The sequence below is a fragment of the Rhodococcus sp. ACPA4 genome (genome assembly GCF_002300185.1).
GTDB lineage: Bacteria > Actinomycetota > Actinomycetes > Mycobacteriales > Mycobacteriaceae > Rhodococcus_F > Rhodococcus_F globerula.
In genome coordinates this window covers 3,452,872-3,469,613 of sequence record NZ_NSDY01000001.1, presented here as the reverse complement: position 1 = coordinate 3,469,613, position 16,742 = coordinate 3,452,872, and the positions used below count along the sequence as shown (strand labels likewise).

General features: G+C 60.7%; 16 protein-coding genes. 7 read left to right on the top strand and 9 right to left on the bottom strand.

The genetic code is table 11. From position 1 onward, the window contains the following. Window positions 1-7: 7 nt before the first annotated feature. Both CJ178_RS15675 and CJ178_RS15670 read right to left on the bottom strand, forming a co-directional pair. Window positions 8-823: an SDR family oxidoreductase gene (locus tag CJ178_RS15675; RefSeq protein ID WP_095887093.1), complete on the bottom strand. Its 816-nt coding sequence runs from the start codon at window positions 821-823 to the stop codon at window positions 8-10. 27 nt (window positions 824-850) lie between these two features. Beyond that, window positions 851-2,083 (bottom strand): cytochrome P450, encoded by a 1,233-nt coding sequence (locus tag CJ178_RS15670; protein ID WP_045064860.1) that lies wholly within the window; start codon window positions 2,081-2,083, stop codon window positions 851-853. Between the two features lie 269 nt (window positions 2,084-2,352). On the opposite strand from CJ178_RS15670, the gene CJ178_RS15665 reads away from it, so the two are divergent. Further along, entirely contained in the window at window positions 2,353-2,979 is a 627-nt protein-coding gene (locus CJ178_RS15665) for a TetR/AcrR family transcriptional regulator (protein ID WP_257013202.1), read from the top strand. Beyond that, the gene (locus CJ178_RS15660) at window positions 2,966-3,853 is read left to right on the top strand and encodes a carboxymuconolactone decarboxylase family protein (protein ID WP_095887091.1); all 888 of its coding nucleotides are present in this window, start codon (window positions 2,966-2,968) and stop codon (window positions 3,851-3,853) included. Before CJ178_RS15665 ends, CJ178_RS15660 begins: the two co-directional genes overlap by 14 nt. A 23-nt stretch (window positions 3,854-3,876) precedes the next feature. Here the strand turns inward: CJ178_RS15660 and CJ178_RS15655 are convergent, their stop codons facing one another. Beyond that, window positions 3,877-4,434 carry a TetR/AcrR family transcriptional regulator gene (locus tag CJ178_RS15655; protein ID WP_095887090.1) on the bottom strand — a complete coding sequence of 186 codons (558 nt, stop codon included), beginning with the start codon at window positions 4,432-4,434 and terminating at the stop codon, window positions 3,877-3,879. 53 nt (window positions 4,435-4,487) lie between these two features. Here CJ178_RS15655 and CJ178_RS15650 point away from each other — a divergent pair, with 53 nt between their 5' ends. Both CJ178_RS15650 and CJ178_RS15645 read left to right on the top strand, forming a co-directional pair. Beyond that, complete coding sequence (locus CJ178_RS15650; protein ID WP_095887089.1) at window positions 4,488-5,456, top strand: DMT family transporter; 969 nt, start codon at window positions 4,488-4,490, stop codon at window positions 5,454-5,456. Continuing rightward, window positions 5,453-7,048: an amidohydrolase gene (locus tag CJ178_RS15645; protein ID WP_095887088.1), complete on the top strand. Its 1,596-nt coding sequence runs from the start codon at window positions 5,453-5,455 to the stop codon at window positions 7,046-7,048. Before CJ178_RS15650 ends, CJ178_RS15645 begins: the two co-directional genes overlap by 4 nt. Here the strand turns inward: CJ178_RS15645 and CJ178_RS15640 are convergent. Further along, entirely contained in the window at window positions 7,038-8,258 is a 1,221-nt protein-coding gene (locus CJ178_RS15640; protein WP_095887087.1) for a cytochrome P450, read from the bottom strand. The genes CJ178_RS15645 and CJ178_RS15640 overlap by 11 nt on opposite strands. A 163-nt stretch (window positions 8,259-8,421) precedes the next feature. Between CJ178_RS15640 and CJ178_RS15635 the strand changes: the two genes are divergently transcribed. Further along, window positions 8,422-8,976 carry a TetR/AcrR family transcriptional regulator gene (locus tag CJ178_RS15635; protein WP_095888001.1) on the top strand — a complete coding sequence of 185 codons (555 nt, stop codon included), beginning with the start codon at window positions 8,422-8,424 and terminating at the stop codon, window positions 8,974-8,976. On the opposite strand, the gene CJ178_RS15630 is transcribed toward CJ178_RS15635, so the two are convergent. Then, window positions 8,963-10,501, bottom strand: a complete 1,539-nt coding sequence (locus CJ178_RS15630; protein WP_045064851.1) for an AMP-binding protein — start codon at window positions 10,499-10,501, stop codon at window positions 8,963-8,965. The two genes, CJ178_RS15635 and CJ178_RS15630, sit on opposite strands and share 14 nt — an antisense overlap. Before the next feature lie 135 nt (window positions 10,502-10,636). On the opposite strand from CJ178_RS15630, the gene CJ178_RS15625 reads away from it, so the two are divergent. Both CJ178_RS15625 and CJ178_RS15620 read left to right on the top strand, forming a co-directional pair. After that, window positions 10,637-12,175, top strand: coding sequence for an HNH endonuclease signature motif containing protein (locus CJ178_RS15625; protein WP_095887086.1), 1,539 nt, complete (start codon window positions 10,637-10,639; stop codon window positions 12,173-12,175). A 46-nt stretch (window positions 12,176-12,221) separates the two neighbouring features. Then, complete coding sequence (locus CJ178_RS15620; protein WP_095887085.1) at window positions 12,222-13,001, top strand: trans-aconitate 2-methyltransferase; 780 nt, start codon at window positions 12,222-12,224, stop codon at window positions 12,999-13,001. Here CJ178_RS15620 and CJ178_RS15615 read toward each other — a convergent pair whose 3' ends face one another. From CJ178_RS15615 to CJ178_RS15600, 4 genes are all read right to left on the bottom strand, one after another. Further along, complete coding sequence (locus CJ178_RS15615) at window positions 13,002-13,988, bottom strand: glycine betaine ABC transporter substrate-binding protein (protein ID WP_095887084.1); 987 nt, start codon at window positions 13,986-13,988, stop codon at window positions 13,002-13,004. Then, complete coding sequence (locus tag CJ178_RS15610; RefSeq protein WP_372472413.1) at window positions 13,985-14,701, bottom strand: ABC transporter permease; 717 nt, start codon at window positions 14,699-14,701, stop codon at window positions 13,985-13,987. The genes CJ178_RS15615 and CJ178_RS15610 overlap by 4 nt, the downstream gene beginning before the upstream one ends. A gap of 110 nt (window positions 14,702-14,811) precedes the next feature. Then, window positions 14,812-16,008 (bottom strand): ABC transporter ATP-binding protein, encoded by a 1,197-nt coding sequence (locus tag CJ178_RS15605; RefSeq protein ID WP_033237348.1) that lies wholly within the window; start codon window positions 16,006-16,008, stop codon window positions 14,812-14,814. Further along, complete coding sequence (locus tag CJ178_RS15600) at window positions 16,005-16,652, bottom strand: ABC transporter permease (RefSeq protein WP_033237349.1); 648 nt, start codon at window positions 16,650-16,652, stop codon at window positions 16,005-16,007. Before CJ178_RS15600 ends, CJ178_RS15605 begins: the two co-directional genes overlap by 4 nt. Window positions 16,653-16,742: the final 90 nt, after the last annotated feature.

Here is a 16,742-nt window from a genome sequence, read left to right as displayed (position 1 = left end):
CTCCTGACTAGGCGCTGGTCGCCATCGCGGCCATGGCCGGCGCGATGTACGAACGGAAGATCATGGCGCTGAATCCGCCGTCGATCGGGATGTCTGCTCCGCTGATCCAGGCCGCGTCTGAGGAGGCGAGGAAGATGATGGCGTCGGCGATCTCGCCTGGCTGGGCATGACGGCCTGCCCACGTAACAGCGCCGGAGATGGCAGCGTCGCCCATTGTGGCCGTGAAGTCCTTCAGGAGCGGCGTGCCGACTGTGCCGGGGGATACAGAGTTGGAACGTAATCCGATGTGCTTGCCGTCGACGGCCAGGTTGCCCGCATTGATGATGGCGGCTTCCTTGGAGAGGTTGTAGCAGACCTCCTCGATACCGGGGAAGTCTGCGAGAGATTCGAGGGCGTCGTCCCAATTATCGATGGCGAGAAAGGCATTGAGCGGGGCAAAGTTCTGCTGCCACAGAAAACCTGCCTGTGACGCGGTCGTGACTACCGCCGGGTCGACGGCAAATTTCGGCAGGAGAAGGCGAGTGAGATCGCGCGGGGCGAGCGCGTTGATCGACATGACGGTTCGCCACGGCAGTGTTGCCGCGACGCCGGCGTTGTTGATCAGCACATCGACGGGGCCGTCGATCTGCGCGGCGATGTCAGCGACGCCCGACTGGGTGGAGAGGTCGCCGACAATCATCTGGGCGATCGAGTTGTCGGTCGAGGCAACTCGGTCGACACCGATCACGCGGGCGCCGAGAGCGGCAAGTTTGGTGGCGGCCTCGGCTCCGATTCCGGACGAACATCCGGTGAGGACAACGGTTTTGCCGGTGAAACTGATCATGATTGATGCTCCTGACGTAAGGGGTGGCTACCAGGTGACGGGAAGTGAGAAGACTCCGTTGATCCCGGACCACACTTTGAACTGCAGTTCTTCGGGCGGAGCGGCCAGTTTCAGCGTCGGCACCCGGCGGGCCAGGGTTTCGAAGATGATCTGTAGTTCGAGACGAGCCAGGGCCTGACCGATGCACTGATGAACGCCGTAGCCGAAAGCGAAGTGGTCACGTGCTTTTCGATGGATGTCGAGTGCGTCTGCACCGGGGAAGTGGGCGTCGTCGCGGTTGGCCGACAGGTTGAGCGGGATGATGGCTTCGCCGGCGGGAATGGTGACGCCACCGATTTCGATGTCCTCGGTCGAGGATCGGAGGATGACAAGATGGACGACGGTCAGGTAGCGCAGCAGTTCTTCGACGGCATTGCGAACCAGCGCCGGGTTCTCCTGCATCTGCGCCCACTGCTCAGGGTGCTGCAGCAAGGTGTACATGCCAAGGGCGGTCATGTTGGTGGTGGTGTCATGCCCGGCGATGATGAGGAGGAATCCGGAGTTCTCGACGTCCATCATCGTGATGGTGCCTGCCCGTTCGGCGGCCACCAGCTGACCGATGATGTCGTCACCCGGATCATCAAGTGCTGCTCGTTCGTTCGCGATCTTGCGGATATATCCGCGTAGATCGTTCATGGCTGCAATGGCTCGGCCCATCGCGTCGGGGTTCGTGAGGTCATTGGCCATCAGGGCCTCGTCGGCGGCCTTGTTGAAGAACGCGCGGTCCTCGGCGTGCACGCCCAGGATCCAGCTCAGAACAGTGCTCGGGATGGGGAGTGCAACGGCCTTCACGAAGTCGGTCTGGCCTTCGGGAGTGGCCAGCATCGCGTCGATGGTGGTGTCGACGAGTTCCTGCAGCGCCGGCCGGATCTTCTTCATCGCAGTGAGCGTGAAGTTCTTGGCCAGTAGGTTGCGGAAGATCTCGTGCTCGGCGCCGTCCATCCGCAAGAAAAGTCGCTGGTCTTCGGGTTCGGGTGGTGCGCCGAATCGGGGATATCCGGGATTGCGGCTGTCGGCGCTGACTCGCGGATCGGACAGGATCGAGCGTACGTCGTCGTAACGGGTTACGAGCCAGGCATATTCGCCGCCGAAGATCTCGACTCGCGTGACGGGGGCGTTCTCACGCAACCACTGGTACTCGGCCGGCGGGTCGATCGGAGGGCGAGGCCAGGGGAAGGGCGCGCTCGGGTGTTCGGTGACGGACGGGACGGTACTCGTCATGGTGAATCCTTTGTCTGGGTGTGATTTGTGCGCCACTTGAAAGGCGGTGGGGGGATGAAATCACCAGGTGCGCTGCAAGATTGCAGGTCTGTGATTGCGAATGATGGAGAGGCAACAGGATTTGACGTGGGTGCGATAACGCCGGTCCCGGTGAGTGGGACTGAGCCTGTCCGGTCCTTGAATGCGCTGGACTCGGCACTATTGACACGTGTCAAAAATTTCCATACGATGTGGTTCGGCTCACAAAATGATCGACGTGAAGGTGGATTGTGGAATCGGCTGTGCGAGACGGTGTTGATGCCGGAAGGTCGGATAAAGGTGAACTTCGGCGGGAGTCGATTCTGCGTGCCTTGGAAAACCTTTTGGAGACAACAACTCTCCATGAACTGAATGTCCGCGATATTTCCAAGGCTGCCGGGGTAACCCGTTCGGCCTTCTACTTCTATTTCGACAACAAAGCTGCGGCAGTCAGCGAACTCAGCAAAGCGGTGGACGAAGAGGTTGCAGCAGCGTCGGCAATCTATTCGGGCGGGACTGATGATCCCACGCGGCAAGTCGGGCAGATGATCGGTGCGGTTCGTGATACCTGGATGCGCCACCCACATTTGTTCCGGGCAATGCGCGACGCCAGATCATCGGACCCCGGGGTGGACGACCTGTGGAACCGCGGGTTGGAAGGGTTTGTCGAACCCGTTGCCGCAGTGATCGACTCGGAGCGATCCTCCGGCCGGGCGCCCACTGGTGCCGACAGTCGAATGCTTGCGCTTGTTCTGTTGGAAAGCATTGCCCGCATGGGTGATCGCTACTGGATCGGTGATCAAAAGGCTGCTGATGTGGCTGCGGCGACGCAGGCACTGTGCGCGGTCTGGATGGGGTCGATTTATGGACGTGTATAGCAAGTCAACTGGCATCGACGCTGGAGAAGCGCTGTCCCGATACGCGCCGGAAGTATCAGAAGTGCTGTACCGCATGATCTTCAGCAGTACCGGTGTGCTCGACGCGCAGGTGCGCTCGACCTGCGCCGAGGCTTTGTCCCTGCGTGCCTTGCCGTTGCCGCCGTCGACTGACTTCGCCCAGGAATCGGTAGCGCACGATTTTGCCGAGCAGTTCAGCATCGACGTGTCGAATGTCGACAGCAGTCTGCGCGGCGCGTTGTTGAACGAACTGGGATCGCAGGCCAAGGAATTCGTGTTTGCGGTGTATGTGGCGGACTGGTTTCCGCGGCTACTGCATGCATTGGATCTGCTGTTCAGGCCGTCGACAATGCAATGGCCGACACCGCAGGACTGGCGCGAAACAGAACTGTCGGTGGACAGTGCAGAATTCTCGCGCAGCGTGGCGCGGTTGCGGGTTCTCGATCCGGTCACCACCGAACTTGTGCGGCTGCGCCAAGCTCGCCAACACAATTGCAGATTGTGCAAGTCCCTGCGAATGAGTTCTGCGCTCGAGGCCGGTGCCGACGAAGCCCTCTTCGACGAGGTCGACAACTACCAGGACAGCGGGTTGTCGGATCGCCACAAGGCGGCTTTGGCGCTGGCTGACGCGATGGTGTGGCAACCCGGCTACATCCCGGCTCACGTGATCAGTGAAGTGCACGAACATTTCTCGCCGGCTGAGGCCGTGGAACTGGTTCTGGATATGACCAGAAACGCAAGCTCGAAAGTGGCTGTCGCGTTCGGTTCGGACGCCCCACACGTGGATGAAGGCGTGGAAATCTACGAGGTGGACGAGGACGGGCAGGTCACGTTCGGGTTGGGCTTCCGCGCCTAGATCCGACGACCCTTCGTGCATACCTACATTCGACTGATTCCGGCGCAGAGAAGTTCGACCAGGCGCCGATAAACGCGGTCGGGATCCGTGCCGGCTGGGTGGCCTTCTTGGGACTCCAACACGCAGAAGCCGTGCAGTGCGCTTCGCAACGACCACGCTGCCTGCTCCGAGTCGTCTTCACCGAGGCCGTATCCGGCAATGACGCGGTTGATGACGTCGACAACTTCTCCGACCGCAGCGACGAGGTCAGCGTGTGGAGCGGTGGGGTAGCGGTCGGTGATTGCGTACAGCCCGGGGTGGATGCGAACAAATTCTCGCCACGCGTCGGCGAGTGCCACGACGGCGTCGTCGCGGGAGAGGCCGACTGCGGCGTCGCGGAGGTGCTGGGCGAGCAGTTTCCGGGCGAGGAGGCTGAGCTGGTGTTGGACGTCGTCGACGCCGTCAACGTGCTTGTAGAGAGCTGATTGCCGCACGTCGAGGGTGTCGGCGAGTTGGCTGAGAACCAGTGCGTCCGGGCCATTGCTGTCCACAAGTTCGGCTGCGGCGGAGATGACGCGTTCGCGGGTGACCGGGGTTCTCATGGCTCCATCTTCCCTTGTGGGGCAGATCTCACTGTCGGTGATACATTATCACTATGAGTGATGATGTATCTTCGGGACTCGCCTCGGCGCGGACCGGCGACGAGCAACGCCGTCGAGATCTGCGAGTGGTTGTCTCTGGTGCATGCATTCTCGGCCTCACGTCGATCCTGTACGACCTGTCCGGGGTGTCGCCCGCGACCGGCGCGTTCTTCCGGTGCGTCTACGCCTTGATTCCGCTCGGGATCCTCGTCTGGGTTCAACGACGCCGCCAACCGGGAAAGACCTCGACGAGGCCGTGGATAGTCAAGGCTGTTCTTGCTGGAGTGTTCCTGGGCGTCGACCTCGTTCTGTGGCATGAGGCGATTCACTCGATTGGCGCCGGTTTGTCGACGGTGCTCTTGAATCTGCAGGTGCTCTTTGTGGCTGTCCTGGGCTACATAGTGCTACGCCAGCGCATTACGAAGGAACTGGTGACGAGCCTGCCACTTCTCCTGGTGGGTGTTGCGTTGGTTGCGGGAATGAGTACGACGCTCACCGGGGCCAACCCTGCTGTCGGTGTGACGTTCGCGGTGATCGCTGCCGGCGCGTATGCCGTGTATATCTTCCTGATGGGATTGGCGACGCGAGCTGCGGGCCGGACTGCATTGCCGGTGCTGGTTTCCACGATCGCTACCGGACTTACATCCGGCCTGATCGGAATTGTCACCGGAACTCTTGATCTTGCACCAGCTTTACCTGCTCAAGGGTGGCTCATCCTGCTGGCCTTGGTATCTCAAGTGGTGGGGTGGCTATTGGTGGCAAGTGCTAGCCAGCGGTTGCCAGCTGGTTCCGTTGCCGCCAGCTTGGTGCTGCAATCGGCGTCGGCGTTATTGTTCGGTGCCTTTCTGCTTTCTCAGATCCCCAGCGTCGTGCAGATTGTCGGTGCGGCGCTGATTCTTGCCGGAGTGGTTGTCGCGACGCGGCAGCCTGCAGCGAAAACGCCGACAGCCGTTGTCGGTGAACGAATGGAGACACGAGCATGACCGTGACGGCCGACCGCATCTACATCAACGGCGACATCAAGACCATGGACGGATCGGGCTCAGTTGCGCCGACGGCTATGGCAAGCAAGGACGGCAGATTTGTGGCCGTCGGATCCGATGCCGAGATCACGGTGCTGGCCGGACCTGACGTGGAGATCGTGGATCTGGATGGAGCGGTGGTAGTTCCCGGATTCATCGAGACCCATCTGCATCCGATGATGTGGGGACTGATGCTCGGTGACGTCGAGGCCACGACGGGTGCGTGCCCCACAATCGACGCGGTTGTTGCTGCGTTGGCCGCGCGTGCGGAGACGACGCCGCCTGGTGAGGCTATCCAGGCGTGGGGATTCGACGACAGTCTTGTGGCCGAGGATCGGGGATTGACGACGGCAGATCTCGACCGCGCGTCGACGCAGCATCCGATTTTGGTGCGTCACCTGTCTGCTCACGGGATCTACGTCAACTCGCTTGCACTCGAAATGGCTGGGATCACGCAGGCTACCGTCGATCCCGAGGGTGGCGTCATCGTCCGCGATGCCGACGGCACACCTACCGGTGAGCTGTGCGAGATTCCGGCAATGTCGTTGGTGCACAATCTGGCTCCTGCAATGGACCCGGGTGCCTCCAAGCTGGCGCTACTGCGAGCGCAAGATGTGATGGCATCCGTAGGCGTGACCAGCTTCCACGACATGTACGTCACCTCGGAGATGTACGACGCCTACCGCGAGCTTGACGACGAGGGCGAACTGCGCCTACGTGCGCGGCTGTACCTGGGTCATGGTGTGCACGATCAGTTGGGCGAACTAGCTGATTCGACCAGCCATGTAGCGGTTGGCGGCGTGAAACTGATTTCGGACGGTTCCATTCAGCTGCACACTGCGGCGCTGAGCGAGCCGTATCACGATTTGGGTGGATGTCATTGTGGTGGAATGGCAATCCCGTCGGGTGCGCTCGATGCTCTGGTGAGCGAGCATCACGGCGCGGGACGGCAGGTAGCGATTCACACCAACGGTGATCAGGCTATCGACCATGCGCTCGACGCCATTGCCCTCGCCAAGGCCGCGTACCCTGACATCGACATTGCGCACCGGCTCGAGCACGTGCAGACGCTTCGCGAGGATCAAATTCGGCGAATGGTCGAAGTAGGTGTTGTTGCATCGATTTTCGTCAATCACGTCTACTACTGGGGTGATCGTCACCGCGATCGTTTTCTCGGTCCCGGCCGAGGCGAACGAATCAGCCCGGTAGCGTCGGTGGTGGCTGCCGGACTTCCCTACGGTTTGCATTGTGATTGCCCGGTCACTCCGGTGAATCCGCTCTTCACCATGAATACCGCTGTCCATCGGCTGACACGCGAAGGTCATGTTCTCGGTGCGCAGCAATGTGTGAGTACGCGCGATGCGTTGTCCGGCTACACACATGCCGCCGCACGCATCACCGGCGAAGAGGTGGACAAGGGCAGAATCGCAGTAGGTCTGCTGGCGGATTTTGTTGTCCTTGACGGAGATCCGCTTGTAGATGACACTGTCGATCTGGCGGCACTTCGGGTACTGCGGACTGTTGTGGGCGGAGAAACGATCTTCACGGTGTGACGGTCAGGAGCAGACTCTGATGGCGCCTCACGAACAGGCTCGGTACCCATTCGGGAGGCGCACCGTCTGTCAGGCTCACGTGTTGGCTCTTCTCGAGCAGCATTGTGAGTGCGATCTTTGCTTCCAGTCGAGCAAGAGCGGCGCCGACGCAGAAGTGGGCTCCCTTGCCGAAAGCCAAATGCGAGCGAAGATTTGGCCGTCCGATGTTCAGGATGTCCGGATCCGGGAAGGCGGCCGGATCGCGATTGGCGGAGCCCCACAAGAGGATGAGATGGCTTCCCGCAGAAAGTGGGACGCCGCCTAGCGTCGTATCGCGGGTGACATGGCGATGGTGTCCGCGGAACGGGGACTCGAGTCGTAGGGATTCTTCGAGGAACGGTGGAATTAATTCGTGATTCTCTCGAAGTTCTTGCTGTAGTAGAGGATTGTCGGCCAGTATCCGAGCGGAATTAGCGATCAAACCTGCGGTGGACTCGCCTCCAGCGCCGACAAGTTGGACGAGAATCAATACTGCGACGGTTGTATCGATATCGCCGTTGGTGTTGGCGCGCACCAGATCGCCGAGTAGGTTCTCGCCTGGTGCGGCCTGGGCGGCTTCCAGTTTGTTGTACAGGTACCCGGCGAGTTTGGTGGCTGCGTTCACGACTTCGGGCAGGCGTTCAGCGCTCACCAACCCGCTGAGCAACTCAGTGCTGTCGTAAGACCACGTCAGTAGTTGCGGCACATCCGCTTCGGGTAGTCCGATCAGATGGGCGACCATCTGCAGTGGTAGTCGATCGGCGAGCGCAGAAACCCACTCGATGTGCCGTCCATCGAAGTGGTTGTTCCACAACCGTTCTGCGTAGTCGGCGATGGCAGGTTCCATGGTGCGGATTCGTTTGGCGACCAGTGTGGGTAGAACCAGTTTGCGATGTCTTTGATGGCTGGGATCGTCAGCGGTGGCAAGGACGTGAATCGCTTGCCCATTGCCGTCCATGTCGAACGTGACCGGTGGACCTTCTGCCGGGTGGACCAGAACACCGGTGAGATGGGACGAGAAGTCTTCGGTCCGGGTGAGTGCCTCGGTGACAAGTTTCCAACTCGAGACGAGGTAGAAGTTGGTACCGGGAACCCGGTACGCCGGGCACTTTTGTCGTAGTGACGCATACAGCGGGTACGGATTTTCGATGTTTGTGATGGCAAATGGGTTGATGTCGGTCGAGGCGGTCATCGGCCTAAGAATTCTCCGCTCGCACAGGCATTGTCAACACCGAAAAATAGGAGTTGACCAGGGAGTTTCATAAATTCTCACCCGATTCGTCGTTCTCGCATTCGATGCTGGTCACAGCAGTGGAATGGGTCCGAAGATGAGAATCTTTGGCTATCTTTGTCTCATGGTGAGACATATTGAACCGAAAGGCGCAGACTGGCTGGCCGGCGGTAATCGTCATGAGTTGGCGGTGGAACGCATCTATGCGGCCGCCGCCGAACTCATTCTCGAGCGCGGATTCCAACGAATCAGCGTCGACGAGGTGGCTGAGCGCGCGGGGTGCTCGCGGGCAACGCTGTACCGCTACGTCGGCGGGAAGAAGGCGATCCAAGACGGAGTGATCTCCCGTGCGGTTGAAGCGGTAGCGCTCGAGGTGTCAGCTGCCGTCGAACCATTGGAAGGGGATCGGCGGGTAGTCGAAGCCGTGCTTGCTTCGGTGCGTGCGATCCGGGCGAACGCTGCAGTCAGTGCAGGATTCGCGTCTGCCCGGGGCAAGGGAATGGACGAGTACCTCATGTCGTCGCCGCTGCTGGGTGAGTCGGCGAAGCATCTTGCGGGGCTGGGCGCCGGCGACGAAACCTCACAGTGGGTGGTCAGGATAGTTCTCACGCTACTTGCCTGGCCGTTGGCTGATGAAGAATCAGAACGACGCATGGTCGAATCTTTTATCGGGAGGTGATTGCCCCTTCTGCCTCCGCAGCGATGCGTAGATCGCGCTTGAGGACCTTACCGGCAGCAGAGAGGGGCAGAGCGTCGACGAACTGCATCGAGCGGGGTGCCTTGTACGCGGAGACAAGCGATTTCACGTGATCGCGAAGTTCCTCGAACTCGACGTGAACGCCGGGATGCAGAACCACCACGGCATGTACTCGCTCGCCCCACTTCGGATCGCGCACTCCCACAACAGAACACGCAGCGACAGCAGAATGCCTGGCCAGCGCGTTCTCCACCTCCGTGGAATAGACGTTCTCACCTCCGGTGATGATCATGTCCTTGATCCGGTCGACGATGAACAGATAACCGCGTTCGTCGAGGTATCCAGCGTCGCCGGTGTGCATCCAGCCGCCGGCGAGAGCCTCGGCCGTCTCGGCGGGAAGATTCCGGTATCCGAGCATCAGATGGTCACCGCGAGTAACTATTTCGCCGACGGTTCCGGTTGGTGCCTCGTTTCCGGCGGGATCGACGATCTGCACTTCGCAATGCGGAAGTGCGCGACCGGCAGAGCGAAGCAATTCGCCGCCTTTCAGGTGATCTGCAGCGCTCAGGACGGTGATGTGCGCTGTTTCGGTCATCCCGTAACCCTGAGTGAAACCGCTATGCGGAAACACCTCCATGGCGCGTTCGAGCAGAGCCGGCGAAATGGGGGAGGCGCCGTACCTGACGACTTGCACACTCGAACGGTCGTAGGAATCGAGATCGTCTGCGGCAACCAACATGTGAAGCATTGTCGGTACGACGCCCACCGTGGTGGGACGATGTCGGTCGATCGCCTCGAGCATGGCCCTGGCCGAGAACACCGGCAGGAATACCTGCGTGCCGCCCATGAGGTTCTGCGCCATCCAGCTCGCGATGCCGGCGATGTGGAACAGTGGATTCGCAAGCAGATTCACGCCGTCGGCGATGGCGGGTTTGCCGGCAGCCAGCGTTCCGAACGTCGACGTCATCAGGCCTTTGTGGCTGACCATCACCCCTTTGGAACGGCCAGTCGTTCCACCTGTGTAGAGCAGAAGCGCAACGGCGTCGTCGCCGATCCGTAGGTCGGGGACAGGTTCCGATTCGGCGATGAGACGGTCGTAGTCGATCATGCCCGTGGGGACAGCCCCCGAGCCGGCGTACACGACGCGGTCCAGGGTGGGGCAGAGTTCGCGGAGTTCGGGAACCAGTGGGGCGGAATTCTCGTCGACGATCAGAATCGTGGATCCGGAATCCTCGAGGGCAAAGGCGATTTCCGGCGCGGTCCACCGTGAGTTGAGCGGGCTGACCGTTGCGCCTGACCACCAACCAGCCAAGATCGTCTCGTGACATCGATCCGAATTGAGCGACAGGAGTGAGACGCAATCGCCCGTACCGGTGCCCAGTCCGTTCGCGAGTCGCGCCACGCGATCAGCAGATTCGGTGGTGCTGAAGGTTCGATCGCCGAACACAGTCATGGGGCGTCCCGGCGATTCGCGCAGGGACCGATGAATGAACTGGGTCAAAAACATGACTGTCCTCCGGCGGCAGTGAATCAACGACTCCGAAATCATCGCATCAGGCCTCCACCGAGCGATTTTTCGGACTATTCCGACTGGTTTCGAAATCCTGGTCTATTCGAACAAGATTTCGATTAGAGTGGGGGGATGTTCGATTCGGGGGTGGGGAGTTTCGGTATCTCGGCACAGCTGAGTGGTACCGAAACTGATTGCGCCCTGGTTGATTTGATGGCCGAATTGCATTCGTGCGAGGCGATGTTGGTCGAGCGGAAACTGGCCGTGGTGGCGGAGTTTTTCACCCGCCGCAGCGCCGAGCATGTCGAGGGTGGCACGTGGACGTCGTCGGCGCACGAGCTCGCCGAATCCGAGGTCGGCGCGGTCCTGACGATGGGGCGCGCTGCTGCCGGGAAGCTCATCGGTTTGGGTTTTGCGTTGAAGACGCGGTTGCATCGCACTCGTGCGGCTATGGCCCGCGGTGAACTCGATTTCTACCGGGTGGGGTTGATCGAGTCGGCGACTGCGAATGTCAGCGACGGGTTGATCGACGAGGTCGAACGCTTGTTGCTCGAGCAGGTGTTGGCTCCACCGGTGGACGGTGGGATGGGGTTGACGGGTCGCCGGTTGACGGCGGCGATCGACCGGATCGTCGCCCGCGTCGATCCGGAGGGGATGCGGGAACGACGCCGCCGGGCCCTGGCGGATCGGTTCGTGGGGGTCAGTGCCGCCGAGGACGGGATGGCCCGCATCTTGGGCAGTATCCCGGCGGAGCAGGCCCGCGCCTTTGACGGCCGGTTGCGGGAGTTGGCGATGTCGGTGTGTCGCCGTGATTCCCGTACGTATGAGCAGCGGCGCGCGGATGCGTTGGGCGCTTTGGTGAGTGGTTCAACGGTGTTGGTGTGCGACTGCGAGCGCGGTGATTGCCCGCAGGACCGCAGTGGTTTGGTGATCATGCGCCGGCCGTTGGTACATGTCGTAGTACACGATTCCACCCTGAGCCCAGGATCGAACGAACCTGCACATCTCGACGGCTTTGGCGTCATCAGCGCAGAGCATGCCCGCAACATCGCGAAAGACGCAGACGTTCGGGAAGTGCGAGTCCCGGCAGATGCTGAACCTGAACCTGAACCTGAACCGACACCTGAGCCGGCATCGGCGTTGGTGTACCGCCCCGGCGCGGCACTCGACACGTGGCTGCGGATCATCTCGGGCAGCTGCCAATGGCCGCACTGCGATGTCCCCGCCTGGAATTGCGACCTCGACCACAACGACCCGTTCAACCACACCGACCCCGCCCAGGGTGGCAAGACGGTTGCGTCGAATCTGAGCGCGTTCTGCCGCAACCATCACCGCCTCAAGCACTCCGGGAAGTGGCAGCTCAATCCGAACCCGGATCGGAGCATCACCCTGACCTCGCAGACCGGTCATTGCTACCGCACCAGAGATGCCGGACTACTCGCCGGTCAACAGGAACCGCCGCCACCGGAAGGCGGAACCCGGCGACGGACACGACTCGAAAACAAAGTGGCCCAAATCCGAAGCGAACGAAAACACCGTCGCGTCAAGATTCAACACCGGGCGGCACAACATGCCGAACGGAAACGCCGCCAAACCTTCCCGATTTCCACACCCCGCAAGCCCATGCCCCGAGAAACCATCGACTACGGCAACGACCCACCCCCATTCTGAGGTGTCACAGCCTCCACGAATTTGCCACGACAGGCACAATGGGCACATGCGCAGTGTTACGTGGAACCCCGAAATCTACGGTCGATACGCCGACGAACGCTCACGCCCCTATATCGACTTGACTTCGCGGATAGCGGCGCAGGCGCCGGCGCGAGTCGCGGACCTCGGATGCGGATCAGGGTCACTGACCGGGATACTCGGTGAGCGTTGGCCGGATGCTCGTGTGGTGGGGACTGATTCGTCGCCCGAGATGGTGGCACAGGCGCCCACCGATCTGCCCGGCAACGTCACCATCACGCTGCAGGACATCAATGAGTTCGATGCCACCGGCTACGACGTCATTGTGAGTAATGCTGCATTGCAATGGGTTCCGAACCATCGTGAGCTGATCGACGGATGGGCCGAGACCATGGCGCCCGGAGCGTGGATTGCGTGGCAGGTTCCCGGTAACTTCGACGCCCCGTCGCACGCTTTGATGCGTGAACTTGCCGAGTCGTCCACATGGCGTGATCGTGTGGGTGGAGTTTTGCGTGGCCCTGAGGGTGTTGACGACCCGGCGCACTACGCAGCCAGACTGCAGGCTCACGGGTTCGACGTCGATGCCTGGGAAACCACGTACATCCATGTACTGACTGGCGAAGACCCTGTGCTGGGCTGGGTTCGGGGGACAGGCCTGCGTCCGGTGCTTGATGTGCTCAGTGAAGCCGACTCGCTCGAATTCGAGCAGGAGTACTCCGCAAGGCTCCGCGAGGCCTATCCCTCCACGGCCGCAGGCACACTGTTCCCGTTCCGAAGAGTCTTCTGCGTGGGGCGAAAGAATGAGTGACTAGTCCGCTGTCACAAACCCTTCCGACACCATCCAATCTCGGGCAACTTCTGCGGGTTCCTTGCCTTCGACGTCCACTTGGCGATTCAGTTCGGTCATCACCTCGTCGGTGAGACGAGCCGAAATCGGCGCCATGACCTCAGCTACCTGCGGATGATCCTCGGCAAAGCTCGCACGCATGACAAGGGCTGGATTGTATTTGGGGAAGAAGGACAGATCGTCCTCGAGGAGTTCGAGGTCGAGGGCGATGATGCGTCCGTCGGTGGTGAACACCTCGCCGAACTTGCACTGATCACCGTCGGCTGTCGCCTGGTAGATGATGCCGGTCTGCAATATCTGGCGCTGGGCACGCGAAGCGTCGAATCCGTATTTTTCTGCGAGACCGGGGTATCCGTCTTGACGGACGTTGAACTCGGTCTCGACGCATGTCACCGCAGCACCGGGATCGGATTCGACCAACTTCGCGTAGTCGGAGACGGTCTTGACTCCGGTCTTCTCGGCCGTCTCCTTGCTCATCGCCAAGGCATACGTATTGTTCATCGGCGCCGGATCGGTCCACACCATGTCGTTTGCAGCCAGATCCGCATCGCGGACTGCCTCGAACTGAGCCTGCGAATTGGGAAGCGGGGTCTCGTTACCGAGGTAGTTGATCCATCCGGTGCCCGTGTACTCGTAGGCAAGATCGATCTGCCCGTTGAGTTGCGCGTCGCGGGTGCTGTTGGAGCCCTGGATGTTGGTGAGGTCGCGAACCTCGGCGCCGGCCGCAGACATCGCGAATTCGATGATGTATCCCAGGATGATCTGCTCGGTGAAGTCTTTGGAACCGACGGTGATCTTCACGCCTTCGAGTTCCGGAACTGGCTGGATACTTCCCGGACCGACCGCGAGGGGTAGTGCGCCGCCGGATTCCAAACCACACGACGCCACAAGGGCAAACCCGAGTGCGGCTGCGGTAATTTTCCAACCGCGTGTGCGTCGTCGATTCATCGCAATCCCTTTGGCCCGAGGAACTGTTCGGCGAGTGCGCCCAACCAGTCGATGAGCAAAGCGAGCGATACTGCAAGCACCGCGCCTACTACCAGCGTCACGTTGTCGCGCAGTTTGTACCCGGTGTCGATCATGATCCCCAGTCCGCCGGCACTGACCAGGAAACACAGCGTTGCTGTTCCTACGGCAAGAACCAATGAAGTACGAAGACCGGCAAGGATATAGGGCACTGCCATCGGGAATTCGAGCTGTCGCAAAATGGTGAACGTTGACATGCCTTGGCCGCGCCCGGCGTCGATCAGTGTCTCGTCCACCTGCTGATAGCCGAGAATCGTGTTGCGCAGCACCGGAAGCAGTGAATAGAACGCGATGGGGAATACACCGATCCAGAATCCGGTGGTGCGGGTGGCGAGATAGAACAGGACCAGTAGGCCGATGGCCGGTGCAGCTGCGCCGATGTTGGCTATTCCCACGAAGAACGGCGCCAGACGGGTGAATCTCGGTCTGGTCAGCAGCGTGCCGAGCGGCACGGCCACCGCGACGACGATGATGACCACCGCGGCCGTGAGCAAGATGTGCTGCCAGGTGAGCGTCGTAATGTTGTCGACGTTGATACTGGCTTTCTGCGTTGCGTTGAGATCGCGGCTGAAGGCCCAGACCAGTACTCCGACTACAAGTATCAGGACGACAACCGGCTGAACCAGTAGCCGGATCCTCTCTGCTCTACGTGTGGCGGCATTTTCGGCGGCACCGAGATCCGCGCCGCCATCGAGATCTGCGGCTCCAGCAGCGGGCGGCGCTGCCAGGTCCTCCGTCGACGCGCTCACTCCGGAACATCCTCGTCATGATCGTGTGCGTGTTCCTCACGCATCTCCGAAAGATGGCTGACCAGTGTGTCGATGGTGATGAGACCGACGTATTCGCCGCGCCGGCCCGTGACTACCGTCGATGCATTGCTTTCGGCAAGCAGCGCTTCGAGTGCATCTTGCAAGGTCGACTGAACGGACACGGCCTCACCGATCTCGTTGCCAACGCCACGCAGCGACGACGCGTGTGCCAGATGTGACGGTGAGACCCAGCGGAGTGGGCGTCCGCGCTGATCGAGAATGAGGGCCCACTTCCACTTACGTGCTGCGAGTGAACTTCTCAGCTCGTCCACCGAGTCGGTCTCCCGCGCGGTGAGGCATTGCTTGAGTTTGATCTGCCGCACCCGCGTCAACGTCAGCTGCTTGAGGGAGGCGTCGGCGCCGACGAAGCCCGCGACCATGTCATTGGCCGGATTGGCGAGGATCGCTTCTGGAGTGTCGTACTGCATGATCGTGGATTGATTGCCCAGCACGGCAATTCGATCGCCGAGTTTGACTGCTTCGTTGAAATCGTGGGTGACGAATACGATCGTCTTCCCGAGTTCCGTTTGCAGACGCATCAACTCGTCCTGCAGGAGTCCGCGCGTGATGGGGTCGACAGCACCGAAGGGCTCGTCCATCAACAGGACTGGGGGATCAGCGGCAAGTGCCCTCGCGACCCCGACACGCTGCTGCTGACCACCGGACAGCTGCCGGGGATAGCGGTCTCGATACGTATCCGGATCCAGCCCCACGAGGTCCAGCATCTCGTCGGTGCGGGCAGCAATCCGCTTCTTGTCCCAGCCGATCAATCCCGGCACCGTCGCCACGTTCTTGGCAATCGTGAAGTGTGGAAACAGGCCGGCCTGTTGGATCGAGTAGCCGATGCCGCGTCGCAGCTTGTCCGGGTCGATCGACAAGGCATCTTTGCCGTCGATGGTGATCTTTCCGGACGTGGGTTCGATGAGACGATTGATCATGCGCATCGTGGTGGTCTTGCCGCAGCCGGACGGGCCGACGAAGACAACGATCTCACCTGCAGGAACAGTGAGGGACACGTTGTCGACTGCCGCGTCTTTCTGTCCTGGGTATCGCTTGGTCACGGATTCCAGAACGATCTCGACTCCGGAAACCGTGGGATCGCTGGTGACGTCATGGGGGATGGTTTCAGTCACTGGAGACCCTTCGAGGTAGTGAGCCGACCGATGACGACGTAGATGGCGTCGAGTATCAGAGCCAGAATGACGATGAGTACCGTGCCGGTCAGTGCTTGAGGAACAGCTGTTGGGCTGCCGACGCGAGATAGTCCGGAGAAGATCAAGTTGCCCAGACCTGGGCCTTTTGCGTACGCCGCGATAGCCAGAATGCCCATGAGCATCTGAGTGCTGACCCGCATACCGGTCAGGATCGACGGCCACGCGAGAGGCAGTTCGATGCGGCCGAGTACACGCAGTCGATTCATACCGACACCGCGTGCAGCATCGGTGATGGCCGGATTCACCGAGTCGAGACCGATGATGGTGTTTCTGATGATCGGAAGTAGTGCATAGAGAATCAGTGCGGTGATGGTCGGCGCGACACCCAGACCGAGAATCGGAATGAGAAGTCCGAGAAGAGCGAACGACGGAACCGTCAAGATCGTGCTGGCCAGCGCTGTTGCCACTGATGAACCAATAGGACTGCGATACACGAGAATTCCGATGGCAACCGCGGCAATGGTTGCAATAATCACCGACTGAATGACGGCCGAAACATGGAGATACGAATCGGTCAATAGCTGTTGTCGTCGTTCGACGACAAATTCCCACAGTGCGCCCATTTTCCGAACCGACCCTCTTTCGGACTGTTGCTGACTCGAACGTGTACCCATCCCGCAGTTCGGATACACAGGCGTCGTTCGAGTCGTGAA